The sequence below is a fragment of the Candidatus Schekmanbacteria bacterium RIFCSPLOWO2_02_FULL_38_14 genome (assembly GCA_001790855.1).
Taxonomy (GTDB): domain Bacteria; phylum Schekmanbacteria; class GWA2-38-11; order GWA2-38-11; family GWA2-38-11; genus 2-02-FULL-38-14-A.
Genome location: MGDH01000006.1, coordinates 1 through 12,524, shown reverse-complemented (window position 1 = coordinate 12,524; position 12,524 = coordinate 1). Strand labels below are relative to the sequence as shown.

Below are 12,524 nucleotides of genomic sequence, written 5' to 3'. Positions count from 1 at the left end.
CCCGCTGGAATATTGCAGCTGGAATTTATTACAACCGGAATTTATGGCGGACATGGACAGATCCGCAAACCATACAGGACAAACTCTGTTTCATGTTCGGAAGCTATAATGCCGGAATCGGAACAATCAGCAAAGCGAAAAACAAGGCGCGTGAAACCCAACTGGACCATACTGTGTGGCAAAGCATTGAATCCGTGGCGCCAACCATGCGCGGGTGGCGGTACAGGGAGACGATTGGATATATTGAGAAGATTAACGGATATTATGCAAAGGTTGCAAAGAAGCAGAATGGACTGAAGGATTTCGAGGGGAAATGAAATTAAATATGCTTTCCATCTATTTTCAACCTCCTTTCTTTTAATTGGTATTGATTAATAAATATTCATTTCCTTCCCTTTTTTGCTTTCTTGTACTTTTGAGCAGTAGACCTTAGAATATGTAGATTTAATGGAATTTCATCTCCAGAAGGATATCTACCCTCTTTCTGGGCTTTCTTTAATCCGCGATACCTTTCTAACACATATTTGATACCCTCACGGATATAAGCTGCCTGCGTGACTCTTAAAACACTTGAAAGTTCTTTGAGTTCATCTAACATTTCCTGTTCAATAAAGAATGTTACCTTTCGTTTTGGCATATAGATTATTCCCTCAATATTTAATGTATAGCTATATATGGTTATAGAAGTATAACTTAATTTATATCAATAAAATTTATTTTCAATACAATCTTAAAATTTAAATGTAGATAATAAGGAAGTATTTAATAAGTATATCTGGTTTTATTGGACATAATCCACTCATCAAGGGCATAGATATCAAGAAATATCCGTCTGTCAATCCTTACTATAGGGAGTTTTACAGCCACAATAAGCTCCCTAATAGCAAACAGTCCTACCGAGATAAACAGAACCCAGGGAGGAAAAGGGGGACGTTGATGAAAAAGAACACTTTGCAATTGGTGTGAGGAAGTGATAAGAGATACTCGTGCCACGACAAGCAAGATTAGACGCACCCGGCACTCTGCACTTCTTTGAATCTCTCAAGATTAAGAACAATGATATCATATTATTTAAGCCGCGAACTGGGAATGCCTTCAGCAGAGATTGCAAGGCAATTGGGGGTTTGTACTTCAGCAATTGTTAAGGCTATCCAAAATGCGGAAACTAAAAATGAAAAGTGATAGTATTCAACAACGTCCCCCTTTCCCCGTCCCTTTATGCGCCTGTCAGATTTTTTCTTTAACTTCCCTTTAATTCAATTACTTTTACTTTTTCAAGTTTTCAATTTATTAATAACAAATTGTTTGATTTCTTCGGCTATGCCTATTGCTTTTTTAGACTCTTCCAAAGACGGCATATAAAAATCATCTGGATAGCGTGTGCCGATAGCATATACGGTCAATTCATCAGCGCCTGCAATTCTGAGTTTTTCAAATTCGGGGTCAATTTCAATACATTGTTGGAGTATAAGAGCCAAATTATGGGTTTTTGAAATTTCTTTACCTTTAAAAACCAGAAAAACTTTAAGATACTTTTCAACGCATTGCTGCATATGAAAACATACGGTATCGGTTGCCGGATTTTCGGCCACAAATTCGTCTTTCCCTGTCTTTAAATTGTTATCAGCTTTTATCATCCAAAGTTTTATAATTTCGTCAATCAAACCACAACCCCTTCTTTAAGAGCGTAGTAAGTTATAGCACCTACATTTCCTCGCTCCTGATTCATTCTTTTTTCGGATTTAATAATGATATCAACGGATATGTATTTTTCCGCAAGCCTGCGTTGAATCGCCGTTGTTATTTTTGCTTTTTCATGAAAAGCCTGTTGACATTAAAATTTTCCAGCCATATAAGATTTTCAAGAAACTTAGGAATTAACATGCCGGAACAACAGATTCTTGAAATAGAAAATTTCTGCAGTGACTTTAAAAAAAGAGAGGTAAATGTTTCAAGAGAAAATAGCCTATTAAAAAGTGTTTTTTTAAAAAAGGAAAAATGAATATGAAAAAATTAACCAAGGAAGAGATGGATAATCTTTTGACCACTGTTGGAGATGGTGTGCTTGCCGTAGCAGATAATGACATACCTTACTGCATTCCCTTTGGTTTTGTTTATATAAAGGAAAAGGTCTATCTTTCGCTGTTTCCTATGGGAAGGAAATGGGATATCTTAAAGAGGAATAATAAAGTCTGTTTCAATGTTTTCAGCTGGAACAAGGACCACAGCGAGTGGGCTTCTGTTATAGTAGAAGGAGTTCTAGAGCAGGTAAAGGAGATTAAAGAGATTGAGATGGTGGTAAAGGCGAATATGGAGAAGGTTGGGCTGGACCCGGCAAACTATTTAGAAAAGAGAATGGCTTATTATCAAAAGAGCATGAACAATCCCAATGCAGTTAAGATATTTAGGATTGAAGCTGCCAATGTTGACGGGAGAAAGATGCCAACAGTAATAGGGCAGTAAAAAAGAACAAGAATTCCTCTTTTTTTGTCATTCATCTTGACATATCTTGAAAATTTAAATATTTAAAATCTAATTTTTGGTAAGGTTTTGGAATATTTTTAATTGGAGGGTGATATTATGTCAATGTCAGAGGAAAGTTTGAAAGCGGCATTTGCAGGAGAATCACAGGCAAACAGAAAATATTTAGCATTTGCAGAAAAGGCGAAAAGGGAAGGTCATAATCAGGCTGCAAGGCTTTTTCTTGCAGCAGCAGAGGCTGAAACCATTCATGCCCATAATCATCTGCGTGCTTTGAAGGGAATAAGAAGCACAAAAGAAAACCTTCAGGAAGCAGTTTCAGGAGAGACTCATGAGTTTAAGAACATGTATCCTGAAATGCTTGAAAAGGCAAAACAGGAAGGGAACAAGGAGGCTGAGAGGTCTTTTAAATATGCGCTTGATACTGAAAAGGGACATGCAGAATTATATCAGAAACTCCTTAATAATCTTGATACATCAAAAGAAGAGTATCCTTATTTTGTATGCCCTGTATGCGGGTATACAGCAGAAAAAGAAGCTCCGCATGAAAAGTGTCCTCTTTGCAGTGTAAAGAGCAATAATTTCATAAAAATTGAGTAGGATAAAAACCCTAATCAGGTTTTTTTTGAGTGGTAAAGTTCGCTCTATTTTAGCTGCTCATCACACCTGTAGCATTTTTTATAGGAATTCTCAGCGCATTTGAATTTTCAGGGTTAGCAGCCATCCTTTCACCAATCGCGTCATAGGCGTATTCATCCCTTCCCCTGCCTTTTGCAATATGTCTTATTCCGCGCATAATATCTTCTTTTTTTACGAGTCTTTCTGCTTTGGCAAATACTGACACTGCTTTCCATGTTGCGTAGGTTTCATCAGCGTTGCATATTTTGAATATCATATTAGGGTTTGCCTTTATGCATTTTGCCATTTTTCCTCCGGGGCGGGAGCCGCAGTAAATGTATTCCCCGTCAGAACCATAGGTTACTTCTATCGCATAGGGTTTGTCTCCATCAACAGCAATAATTGTTCCCCATGTCCATTCTGCAATAAAGTCTTTTATCTCTTTTTCAGTCATATCGCGCATAGAAATCCTCCTCGAAAAATTTAGTTCAAGATAGCAGATTTAAAAACAACTTGCAAATTTATTGTATCAGGTTTATTTAATCAAGTCATGGATTGCGATGTTATTATATCAGGAGGGGGACCTTCAGGGCTGATGGCTGCAAAAAGATGCGCAGAGCTTGGGTTGAAGATTGTCCTTGTTGATTTAAAGAAAGAGATTTACCGGTACACACGGCCCTGTTGCGCGATGTGGATGATTGAACCCAATTATCATAACGAAAACTATTCATTCCAAGGCGATAAAATTATTTTTCACAAGAATAACTTTTCAGTTCCCTACAAGGGTGCCATCAGGGATTTAAAAAGAAGCGTCAGGATATCAACAAAAGGGAAAGCTGTGATAATGGAGAAAAAAGATTCTGCTGTTGCAAGGGTAATTGATAAAGAAACTCTCTTGAAAGGGTTATTTGAAGATGTTTCAAGAGCCGGTGTTAAATTTCAGAGTCAGACAGTTTCTGCCGGAGCAGAAGAAAATGGAAAAGGAGTGAGACTAAAGACAATCCGTAGTGGAAAAACTTCGTGGATTTCCGGAAGGTTTCTTCTGGCAGCAGACGGAGTGAACTCAAAGATTGTTGAAAGTCTTGGGCTTAACAAAAACAGAAAGGTAATTTTTGATACGAGCGTTGTTTCTTACCACATGGTAAATGTAAAGACACCTTATGATGATTCGTGGGTGAGGTTTACAGGGACAGATTTTACTGGTGTTGGTGGAGGAAGCATGCTTCCAAAGCCTGTAAAAGATGAAAAGGAGCCTTGTGTTGAGGTGTATGCGCCTCCTGTTAATTTTAAAAAGATAAGCGAAAAGGATGTGATGAAAAGATTTTTTGAGCATCCTGTTGTCAAGGACTGGTTTGGAGAAGCAAAAATTATTGAAAGGTTTGCCTGCAGGTGGACTGTATGGACGCCTATTGGCAAGCCGGCAATCGGGAAAATAATCCTTGTAGGTGATTCTGCAGCTTTTCAGGAGGTTGAAAATCAGGGTGCTTTGATGTGCGGGTTCAGGGCAGCAAATGCTGTTAGAGACGAGCTTGAGGGGAAGAAGGGCTTTGAGGATTATAACAGGTTTTGGCAGGAGTTTTTTGAGTTTAATGACAGAAAAAAGGTTGAAGAAAGCTGCCGTGGCGCATGGTTCAGAAACCTCAATGATGAGGAGATTGATTATCTCTATTCACTTCTTGAGGGAGAATATATTGACGGCTATATTAACCATTTCGAATCTGGAAGCAAACTTCTTCAAATTCTTAATAAAAAGATTGACAAAATCAAGAAAGAAAGACCGGAGATTGCCAAGCTGATGCAGTCGTTTTATAATCTTGCGCCTGAAGATTTCTTCTCTTAGGGTTTGAATTCAGAATCCAGAATTCAGAAGGTAATAGATGCAGAAAAAGAGCTTGGCTATTTAGTAGAGTGTGAGGTTAGTAAACTTCAATTATGTACTGCATTTTTTCTCAGGGGCTTTTGGTCCTTCTATTGAGCCTTCATAATGGACCATACTCATCCATGGATTTTTTTCAAGCTGAAGAATTTTTTCTGTTCCTTTTTCATTAACGCACAAAAGCACTCTTTCATTCTTGAGAAGTTCAAAATCAATTGTTGATGCAGTTGGTATGTTGTCCTCTCCTACTGTTGCAACAACGAAACGCTTTTTGTTTCTTTTTCGTCTGCCAACAGAATTTTAGAACTAACAGATAAAAAAAAGAAGAAAAGTACCGGCAACAGTTTAAAACATTTCAATCTTGTATTTTGACATTATTTAGGATTTAGGATTTAGAATTTTATTTATATGCCTATCTGCTCAGACGGGCATCCGGGTACCTCTTTTTGAATCCTTTGCTCAGAATAACCTTCCCATCAGCATCAAAGACAACAGCCTCCGCATCATTAAGTTTTTCTATGAATGAAATCCCTTTTTCAGGGCCCAGTGCAAAAACAGCAGAAGACAGACCGTTTACACTATTAATACTCTTGCCTATAACAGTAACACCGCGGCATTTGCCTGCAGGCATTCCTGTCTTAGGGTCAAGAATATGATGGAAGACACCATCTTCTTCAACAAACCTTCTCTCATAATCTCCTGAGGTGAATATTGCGGTGTCTGTTACAGGAAGAATTGTTAAAGGTTTTTCCCTGTCAAGCGGGTCTTCAACAGCAATGTTCCAGAGTTTATCACCGCTTTTTTTCCCCCATACATAAATGTCTCCGCTTCCATTTATAAGTCCAGCTTTAATACCAAAGGTTTTAAGCACATCAAACCCTTTTTCAATAATATACCCCTTTGCAATTCCTCCAAGGTCAATTTCCAGTCCGGGTTTTTTGAAAAACAGTGAATGTTTTTCAGTGTCAAGCTCTATCAGTTTATAACCAACAGAGTTCAGGGCTTTATCTATTTCTTCTTTTAATGGTTTTTGAGGAGAACTGGTATAGAATCCCCACAGGTGCAGGAGTCTCCCAACTGTGATATCAAAAGCACCTCCTGTAGATTTAGAAACATCCATGCCCTTGGAGATGACTTCAAAGAGTTCTTTTGAAACAGGAACCCATTTTCCTTCCTGTGAACGGTTAATTTCTGATATTTCGCTGTTCTCCTTCCAGTTGCTCAGGATTCCGTCAAGTCTTGTCATCTCTGCAAAGGCAGATTCAGATGCTTTCTGGGCGTGGCTTTCATTGCTGTCTCTTAATATAAGTTCAACTTCAACCCCCATTACAAATTTTTTGAAACTAAACAGAGAGTCGTCAGAGAATGAGGGATGAATGGTTTTGCCAAAAAATAAAAAAGATGAGACTGCAATGCAAGTAAAAAATAATTTTGAAAAAGATTTAAAATAATTAAAGCGCCAGAACATAATTATTCAAAAAACTTAAAATTTTTATCACAATAGATTTCAAATAAGATAATGTCAATGATATTGATTTATAAGGATGAATTAAAATTCTATTAAAATTTTATTGATATTTAAAATATAGATAAGATATAGTTACGTTGTAAAAATTTAAATTAAGTAAGGAATAATTTCCAGATAAATGGAGATATTATGCCATTTTCTGAAAAGAGAAAAATGGAGAGAATGTCAGTTGACCTCCCTCTCAGGTATTGGGTTATAAAAGGAAAAAATATTGATAAGGAAAGGAATGCCTCAGAACTCGCAGAGGGTGTATCCAAAGACATTTCAGATGGAGGAATATGTATTAAAACAGGAATAGCACCAATTAAAACTCCTTTCAAAGAGGACAAGGAACTTCTAGGGATGGAAATAGATTTATTCCCTCATTTCAAAAACGTAAAAGCCTTTGGGAAACCGAGATGGGTTGTAGATATTAAGGAAGAGGGAAGAATTAAATATATTATAGGGATTGAGTTTCTTGAATCAAAAAATGGAAACCACAAGGTTCTCCAGACCTACCTTAAAAACTCCAATAACAGATAACCAATAACTTATAACTAACTTATAACTGATAACCTATAACTATTTGACTATAATTTAAGAGTCATTAGTCATAAGTTATAAGTTACAGGTTAGTTTTAAACGGAGAGGCAGGGATTCGAACCCTGGGTACCGGTCTCCCAGTACAAACGCTTAGCAGGCGCTTGCCTTCAGCCAGCTCGGCCACCTCTCCAAACATTAACCTATAACTAATAACTAATAACCTAATTTATGACCCATGATGGATAACCTATAACAAATAACTTTTGACTGATGACTTATAATGAAAAATGTCAGTTGTCTATGATTTTATAATTTTTTCTTAAACCCGCCCAATTGTTTAGAAATACTCTCAGCACTTTTAGCTACCAGATTAAAATCCTCTTTATTTATAAAATGGTTATCATGGAGAACATCCATTCCTGCCACTGTTTCACTTAATGAGCCAATAGAAATATCTAAATATCTATTTAGATCTTTGTCTGAATTCTTTCCGCTACCTTCAGCAATATTTAGTATGACAGAAAAAGAAGACCTGATTATTTGGCTACCCAGTTCAAATCTTATATCCTTTGGGAGTTTTGAAACAACCTTGTACACAAGTTGGAATAGTTCTTTTGCATCTTTATAAACCTGCCATCCCAAAAATCTGAACAATTCCATAATCCCTGATAGTTATCAGTCATAGGTTATAAGTCATAAGTTAGTTTTAACGGAGGGAGTAGGATTCGAACCCACGTCCCGGGATTACCGGGAAACGGTTTTCAAGACCGCCGCCTTCAACCACTCGGCCATCCCTCCTGGATTCGCCTTCGGCGAATACTGATAGCTCATAGCCAATAGCTGTCAGTTTGAGCATTTATAATGAAAAATAAAAGCTTTCTTTTAAATATACAATCTATTTCCTATTGCCTGCTGATTTTTTTAATTCCTCCCATATATGAAATCAGGGTTTCAGGAATATTTACTGAGCCGTCTTCTTCCTGATAATTTTCAATGATTGCAACAACTGTTCTTCCAATTGCAAGCCCTGAACCGTTGAGCGTATAAACAAATTCAACCTTGTTGTTGTCCTTTTTCCGGTATTTGATTTCTGCACGCCTTGCCTGAAAATCCTCGAAGTTACTGCAGGATGATATTTCAACATATTTTGACTCTGAAGGTAGCCACACCTCAATGTCATAAGTCTTTGCTGATGAAAATCCGAGGTCACCAGCACAAAGTGAAATAACCCTGTAATGCAAATTCAGGCGCTGAAGGACTTTTTCAGCGTCATTAGTAAGTCTTTCAAGTTCATCGTAAGAGCCTTCAGGTTTTACAATCTTTACCAACTCAACCTTGTTAAACTGATGCTGCCTTATCAGGCCTTTTGTTTCCTTTCCGTATGTTCCTGCTTCCCTCCTGAAGCAGGGAGTAAATGCTGTATAATATAAAGGAAGCTCTTCCTCTCTTAAAATCTCATTTCTGTGAATGTTTGTAACAGGGACTTCAGCAGTTGGAATAAGGTAATAATTTCCGCCTTCTATCTTGAACAGGTCCTCTTCGAATTTAGGAAGCTGACCTGTTCCCCTCATGCTGTCAGGGTTTACCAGAAAGGGAGGTAAAACTTCTATATAATTGTTTTCTTTAGTGTGCAAGTCAAGCATAAAGTTCATTAATGCTCTTTCAAGGAGAGCTCCTGATTTTCTGTAAAGGCAAAACCTTGAACCGCTTATCTTTGCACTCCTTTCAAAATCGAGTATTTCAAGATTTGTACCAATCTCCTGATGGTCTTTTGGCTTGAATTTGAATACAGGTTTTTCTCCCCATTTACGAATCTCGGTGTTTTCATCTGAGCTTTTTCCAAAAGGAACTGACTGATGAGGAATGTTTGGTATATTTAAAAGGAGATTGTTTTCCTTTTCTTCAATTAACTTCAGCTCATCATCCATCCTCTTTATCTTGTCTGAAACATCTTTCATCCCTTTTATATGTTCTTCAGCATTCTGCCCTTCCTTTTTAAGCTTTCCAATAAAATCAGAGGTCTTGTTCCTGATGAACTTTAACCCTTCGACTTCCTGAAGAATAGTTCTTCGCTGATGGTCAACTTTAATAAACTCGTCAAGGGCAGGACAGTTTCCTCTCTTTTCAATTTCCCTTTTGCCAGAATCGAAGTTTTCTCTTAAATATTTTAAATCAAGCATAAAGTTTTTCCATTGGTTACAAATTCGATAAATTTCCCTTTGAAATACCACTCTCATTCTGTCCCGTCAACTTTTTTTTGGAGGAAAAGGGTTTTCAGGAGACTAACTTCCTATATTTTTCTTGAAATCAGTTTTTAAATATCTTAAAAAGCGGTATAAATTAAAAGATGATTCTGTCATTAATGGTTTTTGAATAATATTTATAAATTTTTGTGGAGGGTTTTAAAGTGGAGAGATTACGGAGAAGTATGCTGTATATTCCGGGTTCAAGCATGAAAATGCTTGAGAAGGCAAAAGGGCTTGAGGCTGATTCGCTTATCATTGACCTTGAAGATGCTGTGGCTTTATCTCAAAAAGAGGCTGCCAGAAAAACGGTTGTCAGCGCTTTGAAGAGTTTGGATTTTGGAGATAAGGAAAGGAATGTAAGAATAAATGCCATATCGACTCCTTTTGGCAGGGATGACATCAAGGCTGTTGTTGGAGCAAAACCTGACGGGTTGGTTATTCCAAAGGTTAACAGCGCTGAAGATGTAAAGGAGGTTGAGGCTCTGGTTGATGTTGCTGAAAAAGAATGCGGAATTGATAAGGATAAAATTTATCTCCTTGCAATGATAGAGACTCCTCTTGCAATAGTAAATATAGAGGGTATTGCATCAAGCAGCAAGAGGCTAAAGGCAATGCTCTTTGGCGCTGCCGACTATACAAAGGAAACAAGGGGAAAGATAACAAAAGAGCGCCTTGAACTCATATATCCTCTGAACAGGATGGTTATTGCAGCAAGAATCGCAGGCATAGATGCAATTGATTCCCCTTACTTTAATGTCAAGGATGAAGAGGGACTAATCTACCATACAAAGATAGTGCGGAATATGGGATATGACGGAAAATCTGTTATCCATCCTGCGCAGATTAAGCCGGTCAATGAGATTTTCACACCAACAAAGGAAGATGTTGAATTTGCAAAAAAGGCAATAGAGGCTTTCAAAGAGGCTGAGGCTAAGGGAATTGGCGCAACAGTTGTTGACGGACAGCTTGTTGAAAGGCTTCATGTTGAAACAGCAAAAAGAACACTGACCATTGCCCAAAAGGCAGGGATTGTTTAAGAAAGGGAAAATATAGTTTAATGTCAAATGCCGAAGCTCAAAGTTCAAAAGAAATCCTAAATCCGAAATTCAAAATGGTATTAAAGGAAGTCAAAGAACTTTTTTGAATTTTGAACATTTGAATTTTGGTATTGATTTGACATTTGGATTTTGACATTTGAACTTATCTGTCTTTGGTTATATCAATTTGTGGCAAAGCACAGAGGTAGGAGAAGCAATAAGTGACGAGAAAGAAAAAAAGAGTATCCATCTTAGGCTCTACCGGTTCTATTGGAGTAAATGTCCTTGATGTGATTTCAAGGTTTCCTGAAAAATTTGAAGTCATAGGTCTTGGCGCAAACAGAAATATCTCACTTTTTGAAAGGCAGATTAAAACCTTCAAGCCAAAAGAAGTTGCGCTGTATGATGATGAGATGGCAGAAAAACTGAAGAAAAAAATCCGCAACGGAAAAATATTTTCAGGAGTTGAGGGGTTGAACAGAATTGCTGAAAATCCTGAAGTTGACCTGATTGTATCAGCAATTGTCGGAGCGGTTGGTTTAATCCCGACTTACTACGGGATAAAAGCAGGAAAAGATGTTGCTCTCGCAAACAAAGAATCGATGGTAATTGGCGGAGATTTAATCACTAGAGAGGCTAAAAAGAAAAAGGTTAAAATCCTTCCAATAGACAGCGAACACAGTGCTATATTCCAGTCAATCGAGGGTCACAGAAAGGAGGATATAAAAAGAGTAATACTTACAGCTTCCGGAGGGCCATTTTTTAATACTCCGAAAAGGGTGATGGAGAATGTAACACCTGAGCAGGCGCTGAAGCATCCAAACTGGAAGATGGGGAAAAAAATCACAATAGACTGCGCAAATATGATGAACAAGGGACTTGAGGCTATTGAGGCTAAGTGGCTTTTTGATATTGATATGGACAAGATTAATGTGCTTGTTCACCCTGAGAGCATAATTCATTCTATGGTGGAATATGTTGATGGTTCTGTTGTGGCTCAGCTTGGAATTCCTGATATGAGGATACCGATTTCTCTTGCTCTTGGATACCCTGAAAGACTTCCAAATTCTCTGCCAAGCTTAAACCTTGCGAAACAGAAAAAACTTACTTTTTTTAAACCGGACCTTAATAAATTTCCCTGCATTGCCCTGGCATATGAAGCCGGAAAAAAAGGCGGGACAATGCCCGCTGTGCTGAATGCGTCAAATGAAGAAGCAGTAATAGCTTACCTGAATAAAAAAATCTCTTTCAAAGAAATTCCTGCAGTTGTGAAAACTGCAATGAAGAATCACAGGAACAAAAAAATCAACAAACTTGATGATGTCCTTGAGGCTGATTTATGGGCACGGAGATTTGCAAGAGAACTGATTGGGAACTAATTTTTAATGTCAAATGACAAAGTTCAAATAACGAAAATAATTATTTGCATTTAAAAATTTGACATTTTTTTGATATTTGGATTTTGACATTTGGATTTTATTGGAGTTTTTAAAGGAGGGTTACAGATTTGGCAGTAAAGGCAATTGCTCTTTTATCAGGAGGACTTGACAGCACCCTTGCTGTCAAGATGATGGTTGAGCAGGGGATTGATGTCCACTGTTTAAATTTTGTTACTCCTTTTTGCTGCTGTTCTTCAAGGAGAAAAAGCTGCAGGAACGAAGCAAAAAGGGTTGCAGAGGAGTTTGGGGTAGAGATAAAAATTATATCGTTGGGAATGGAATATATTGATATTGTAAGAAAACCAAAACATGGTTATGGAAGAAACATGAATCCATGCATTGACTGCAGGATTTTCATGCACAAAAAGGCTAAGGAGTATATGGAGGAGATAGGAGCATCTTTTATTATAACAGGAGAGGTGCTTGAGCAAAGACCAATGTCCCAAAGGAGGGATACTCTTAATTTAATCGACAAGGAAAGCGGGTTGAAGGGGTATGTCCTCAGGCCCCTTTCTGCCAAGCTCTTTGAAACAACTGTTCCTGAAAAAGAAGGGATGGTTGACAGGGAAAAGCTTCTCAGAATAAGCGGAAGGTCAAGAAAGGAACAGATGTTTCTCGCCGGAGAGCTGGATGTAGGAGATTATCCCTGTCCGGGAGGCGGATGTCTTCTGACTGATGTGAATTTTTCAAGAAGGCTTAAAGACCTTTTTGAGCATCAGGAAAATGTCAGGTTAAATGATATAAACCTTTTGAAGGTAGGGAGACATTTTAGAATTA

General features: G+C 37.7%; 13 protein-coding genes, 2 tRNA genes and 1 pseudogene. 8 read left to right on the top strand and 8 right to left on the bottom strand.

The genetic code is table 11. The features are described from left to right. Window positions 1-317 (top strand): annotated as a pseudogene (locus A3H37_06510) (hypothetical protein). Between the two features lie 65 nt (window positions 318-382). On the opposite strand, the gene A3H37_06505 reads toward A3H37_06510, so the two are convergent. Together A3H37_06505 and A3H37_06500 are read right to left on the bottom strand one after the other, a co-directional pair. Beyond that, entirely contained in the window at window positions 383-637 is a 255-nt protein-coding gene (locus tag A3H37_06505; protein ID OGL51388.1) for a hypothetical protein, read from the bottom strand. Between the two features lie 637 nt (window positions 638-1,274). Beyond that, window positions 1,275-1,637: a hypothetical protein gene (locus A3H37_06500; GenBank protein OGL51389.1), complete on the bottom strand. Its 363-nt coding sequence runs from the start codon at window positions 1,635-1,637 to the stop codon at window positions 1,275-1,277. A 367-nt stretch (window positions 1,638-2,004) separates the two neighbouring features. Here A3H37_06500 and A3H37_06495 point away from each other — a divergent pair, with 367 nt between their 5' ends. Both A3H37_06495 and A3H37_06490 read left to right on the top strand, forming a co-directional pair. Continuing rightward, window positions 2,005-2,463, top strand: coding sequence for a hypothetical protein (locus A3H37_06495; GenBank protein OGL51387.1), 459 nt, complete (start codon window positions 2,005-2,007; stop codon window positions 2,461-2,463). Window positions 2,464-2,580: 117 nt separating this feature from the next. Further along, complete coding sequence (locus A3H37_06490) at window positions 2,581-3,081, top strand: rubrerythrin (GenBank protein ID OGL51386.1); 501 nt, start codon at window positions 2,581-2,583, stop codon at window positions 3,079-3,081. Between the two features lie 49 nt (window positions 3,082-3,130). Here A3H37_06490 and A3H37_06485 read toward each other — a convergent pair whose 3' ends face one another. After that, the gene (locus tag A3H37_06485; protein OGL51385.1) at window positions 3,131-3,562 is read right to left on the bottom strand and encodes a hypothetical protein; all 432 of its coding nucleotides are present in this window, start codon (window positions 3,560-3,562) and stop codon (window positions 3,131-3,133) included. Window positions 3,563-3,649: 87 nt separating this feature from the next. On the opposite strand from A3H37_06485, the gene A3H37_06480 reads away from it, so the two are divergent. Next, window positions 3,650-4,939, top strand: coding sequence for a hypothetical protein (locus tag A3H37_06480; GenBank protein OGL51384.1), 1,290 nt, complete (start codon window positions 3,650-3,652; stop codon window positions 4,937-4,939). 448 nt (window positions 4,940-5,387) lie between these two features. Here A3H37_06480 and A3H37_06475 read toward each other — a convergent pair whose 3' ends face one another. Continuing rightward, window positions 5,388-6,443: a hypothetical protein gene (locus A3H37_06475; protein ID OGL51383.1), complete on the bottom strand. Its 1,056-nt coding sequence runs from the start codon at window positions 6,441-6,443 to the stop codon at window positions 5,388-5,390. Window positions 6,444-6,632: 189 nt separating this feature from the next. Between A3H37_06475 and A3H37_06470 the strand changes: the two genes are divergently transcribed. Next, window positions 6,633-7,025 carry a hypothetical protein gene (locus A3H37_06470; GenBank protein OGL51382.1) on the top strand — a complete coding sequence of 131 codons (393 nt, stop codon included), beginning with the start codon at window positions 6,633-6,635 and terminating at the stop codon, window positions 7,023-7,025. 100 nt (window positions 7,026-7,125) lie between these two features. Here the strand turns inward: A3H37_06470 and A3H37_06465 are convergent. The 4 genes from A3H37_06465 to A3H37_06450 all read right to left on the bottom strand — a co-directional run bounded on the left by A3H37_06465 (window position 7,126) and on the right by A3H37_06450 (window position 9,205). Then, a tRNA-Ser gene (locus A3H37_06465) sits at window positions 7,126-7,215 on the bottom strand. 116 nt (window positions 7,216-7,331) lie between these two features. Continuing rightward, complete coding sequence (locus A3H37_06460) at window positions 7,332-7,685, bottom strand: hypothetical protein (protein OGL51381.1); 354 nt, start codon at window positions 7,683-7,685, stop codon at window positions 7,332-7,334. A gap of 50 nt (window positions 7,686-7,735) precedes the next feature. Further along, window positions 7,736-7,823 (bottom strand) — tRNA-Ser (locus A3H37_06455). 104 nt (window positions 7,824-7,927) lie between these two features. Next, window positions 7,928-9,205: a serine--tRNA ligase gene (locus tag A3H37_06450; protein OGL51380.1), complete on the bottom strand. Its 1,278-nt coding sequence runs from the start codon at window positions 9,203-9,205 to the stop codon at window positions 7,928-7,930. Window positions 9,206-9,432: 227 nt separating this feature from the next. Here A3H37_06450 and A3H37_06445 point away from each other — a divergent pair, with 227 nt between their 5' ends. From A3H37_06445 to A3H37_06435, 3 genes are all read left to right on the top strand, one after another. Then, window positions 9,433-10,308 carry a hypothetical protein gene (locus tag A3H37_06445; protein ID OGL51379.1) on the top strand — a complete coding sequence of 292 codons (876 nt, stop codon included), beginning with the start codon at window positions 9,433-9,435 and terminating at the stop codon, window positions 10,306-10,308. Between the two features lie 221 nt (window positions 10,309-10,529). After that, window positions 10,530-11,687, top strand: a complete 1,158-nt coding sequence (locus A3H37_06440; protein ID OGL51378.1) for a 1-deoxy-D-xylulose-5-phosphate reductoisomerase — start codon at window positions 10,530-10,532, stop codon at window positions 11,685-11,687. 128 nt (window positions 11,688-11,815) lie between these two features. After that, a partial coding sequence (locus A3H37_06435; protein OGL51377.1) for a hypothetical protein occupies window positions 11,816-12,524 on the top strand: 709 nt, incomplete at its 3' end.

Bases quoted from the DNA above. Each gene is read 5' to 3' on its own strand.
- A3H37_06470 (OGL51382.1), top strand. From the start codon at position 6,633: ATGCCATTTTCTGAAAAGAGAAAAATGGAGAGAATGTCAGTTGACCTC.
- A3H37_06480 (OGL51384.1), top strand. From the start codon at position 3,650: ATGGATTGCGATGTTATTATATCAGGAGGGGGACCTTCAGGGCTGATG.
- A3H37_06500 (OGL51389.1), bottom strand. From the start codon at position 1,637: ATGATAAAAGCTGATAACAATTTAAAGACAGGGAAAGACGAATTTGTG.
- A3H37_06475 (OGL51383.1), bottom strand. From the start codon at position 6,443: ATGTTCTGGCGCTTTAATTATTTTAAATCTTTTTCAAAATTATTTTTT.
- A3H37_06490 (OGL51386.1), top strand. From the start codon at position 2,581: ATGTCAATGTCAGAGGAAAGTTTGAAAGCGGCATTTGCAGGAGAATCA.
- A3H37_06460 (OGL51381.1), bottom strand. From the start codon at position 7,685: ATGGAATTGTTCAGATTTTTGGGATGGCAGGTTTATAAAGATGCAAAA.
- A3H37_06485 (OGL51385.1), bottom strand. From the start codon at position 3,562: ATGCGCGATATGACTGAAAAAGAGATAAAAGACTTTATTGCAGAATGG.
- A3H37_06505 (OGL51388.1), bottom strand. From the start codon at position 637: ATGCCAAAACGAAAGGTAACATTCTTTATTGAACAGGAAATGTTAGAT.
- A3H37_06450 (OGL51380.1), bottom strand. From the start codon at position 9,205: ATGCTTGATTTAAAATATTTAAGAGAAAACTTCGATTCTGGCAAAAGG.
- A3H37_06495 (OGL51387.1), top strand. From the start codon at position 2,005: ATGAAAAAATTAACCAAGGAAGAGATGGATAATCTTTTGACCACTGTT.